At 41.2% G+C, this 2,862-nt stretch carries 2 protein-coding genes; one reads left to right on the plus strand and one right to left on the minus strand.

The genetic code is table 11. From position 1 onward, the window contains the following. Positions 1–45: 45 nt before the first annotated feature. Positions 46–2,139: a TonB-dependent siderophore receptor gene (locus ASV53_RS23495; protein WP_094958926.1), complete on the minus strand. Its 2,094-nt coding sequence runs from the start codon at positions 2,137–2,139 to the stop codon at positions 46–48. A 280-nt stretch (positions 2,140–2,419) separates the two neighbouring features. Here ASV53_RS23495 and ASV53_RS26525 point away from each other — a divergent pair, with 280 nt between their 5' ends. Next, positions 2,420–2,854: a hypothetical protein gene (locus ASV53_RS26525; RefSeq protein ID WP_094958927.1), complete on the plus strand. Its 435-nt coding sequence runs from the start codon at positions 2,420–2,422 to the stop codon at positions 2,852–2,854. Positions 2,855–2,862: the final 8 nt, after the last annotated feature.

The raw sequence follows: 2,862 nt of genomic DNA on the forward strand, positions 1-2,862 counted from the left end.
TTAAACAAATAAAGGGGAAAGCATCTGCTTTCCCCTTTAATTCGATTAGTAACGGAATTGAATTGAAGCCATGAAGTTACGACCTTCGCCAATAACCACATTTGTCGCACCTGGGTATTTAGAGCTTGTTGAACCACCACCTGCTAGGTAATCAGTATCAAACAAGTTTTCAACATTTAAGCGAGCAACAATGTCCAATTTCTCATCGTATTTATAAGTGTGTGCAACACCTAAATCGACGCGTGTGTAGCTGTCTTTTTGGAAGGTATTAGCTGCATCACCAAAACGTTCACCAACGTAAATCACACCTAAGTTCATGTCAGTGCCAGTCACGAAGCTGTAACGAGACCAAACACTTGCCGAGAACTCAGGAACATCAACAGGACGGTTACCTTGATAAGTTTCATGCTTAGTGTATTCAGCATCTAAGTACATAGCACTTGCACTTAAAGATAAGTCTTCAGTTACATTACCTTGAGCGGCTAACTCAGCACCACGGTGAACACGTTCGCCGTCTTGTGTTTTTTTCCACTTACCGCTGCTTAATTCAACATCTAGTGGTGAATTAACTTCTGTAATATCGAATACGGCACCACTCACGAACAAGCTGTTATCAAACAGTTCCCACTTAGTACCTAGCTCGTACTGCTTGCCTTTAACTGGTTTTAGCTGTTCGCCATCATTTACATATTGACGACTGCTTGAGTTAGAAACCTGCCCTTTAGGTTCAAAGCTTTCAGAGTAGTTCACATAGATAGAACCATTCTCAACTGGTTGATAAATAATCGCAGCTTTTGGAGAAACCGCGGTTTCTTTAATACCGTTACCACGTTGTTCGTCAAAACGAACACCAGCTAATGCTTTCCACTGATCGGTAATGGTTACCATATCTTGAACGTAGATACCGTAAGAATCAGTGTGTGAATGTGATTTCTTAACTTTCTTGCTAGTGTTAATTTCTGGTGTTGGTACAGGGTTACCCGGCTCAACATATACTTTTGTGAAGCTAGCTTGATTACGTTTGTAATCGTAGCCTAGCCAGTTAGCACCAAGAAGTAGCTGGTGATCCATACCCAGTACATTCGCTTCACCCGTGAAGTCTACGTAAGCTGTTTGGAATACCCAGTGATCTTTACGATCGCTACCACCATGGCCAATCGTGCCGTTAGTTGCGTACTTGGAGAAATCAGGGAAACTTTCTACATCGTTACGTTTAAAATCTTGGTAGTTATAGCCCGTTTTTAACGCCCAGTTTGTAGAAAGCTGTGCATTTACATCAAAGCCATAGTTTTCTACATCATTTTCAATTTTCGACCATTGCGCATCCCAAATACGCTCATCGCCACCAATAACTTTACCGTCAACAACATAAGCACCTGAATCAACATTACCGTGATCTTTTGTCTTATCAGCATGCACAGAAACAGTAATATCGTTGTTAAGGTCATAGTCAACAAACACACCGCCAACAACACGCTCTGTCGAATGTGTAGAGCCATCACTGTATGAACGCCAAGATTCTTTAGTCTGCTTAGAAAGAACGGTACGTGCGCGTAATGTTTCATCTTCATTTAACGCACCACTCACATCAAGTACGGTGCGAGAGTCATTATTCGAACCAATATCTTGGCTCAAGCTAACTTGTGTTTCATACGTTGGTTTCTTAGAAACCATGTTAATCAAACCACCTGGTGCTGATTTACCGTAAAGCAAACCTGCAGGGCCTTTCAATACTTCTACACGCTCAAGTAATTCAACTGGCTGGCGGTAATGTGACCAATGCTGTTTACCGTCACGTAAGAAACCAGATGAGCTGCCAATTTCAAAGCCACGCAGAGAAAAGCGCTCACGGTTACGGCTGTCACCACCAGCACTCACACTTGCATCATTTTTAAGTACTTCGCCAAGCGAACTAGCACGTTGCTCATCGATGATTTGCTCATCAATAACGGTAACTTGTCCTGGGGTTTCAAGCTGAGTCGCCTCAATTTTCATTGCGGTCGTATTGTTATCGGCTTTATAACCGTGGCCACGGCCAGTAACAACCATGTGCTCATCCACTTGCGTTGTTTCTGCATAAGCAGCAGGAACAGTGAGTACTGCACCAATAAGTAAAGCCAGCTGAGTTTTAGAAAACATAATCCGTTATCTCCAAATAAGTATGTAATGAGCTAATTTTTGTTTTTGGGTATAGGTGGCTCATCGCAGCCTTTCGACCACTGCAAAATTTAGCGAAATATTAGTGATAACCATTATTATTTGCAGTTAAATTTACATTCTTTGCATTCGTAAAGTTTTGTAAACCCTAAATACGCCAGGAAGGCATTTTTATGCTTTTATTACATCTACACTCTTAAGGTGAACTTGCTGAATTTAGATGTATAATGTAGGGGATTCTATTGATAATTCGGTATAAAAAGTGACCCAACTGACTCTCGAAGCTGCTCATAAAGAACTAGCGGCTTTAAACCTAAAGCCTGAAAATATGCGTTTTGTAACTGTAAACGCGATGGATGAAGAACTACTAGAAAGCTGTACGACTACAGAAGACGAAAGTTTTTATAACAGCTATATGAATGTAATCTTCACGAAAGGCGATCGTTATGTATTAGGTTACCGCTGCGAAAACGAAGGTGACGTTGTTGATCACGCGATTATTAAGCGAGGTGATGAGTACTTTGATCCTACGTTACAAATCAAAGGTGATTTTAAACCTTACCGCTATGCTATTCTGACTGAATTTAAAGTATTTGATGTTATGCGCCATGCAAAATCAAATAAAGACTTCCCGCCAGATGTCGATTTTCTTCGCGCACGTGCGAAACATTATAAGCTGTCTCAAATACACATCTGACGCTGCCG

It is taken from the genome of Photobacterium sanguinicancri (genome assembly GCF_002265265.1).
Taxonomy (GTDB): Bacteria; Pseudomonadota; Gammaproteobacteria; order Enterobacterales; family Vibrionaceae; genus Photobacterium; species Photobacterium sanguinicancri.

Bases quoted from the DNA above. Each gene is read 5' to 3' on its own strand.
- ASV53_RS23495 (WP_094958926.1), bottom strand. From the start codon at position 2,139: ATGTTTTCTAAAACTCAGCTGGCTTTACTTATTGGTGCAGTACTCACT.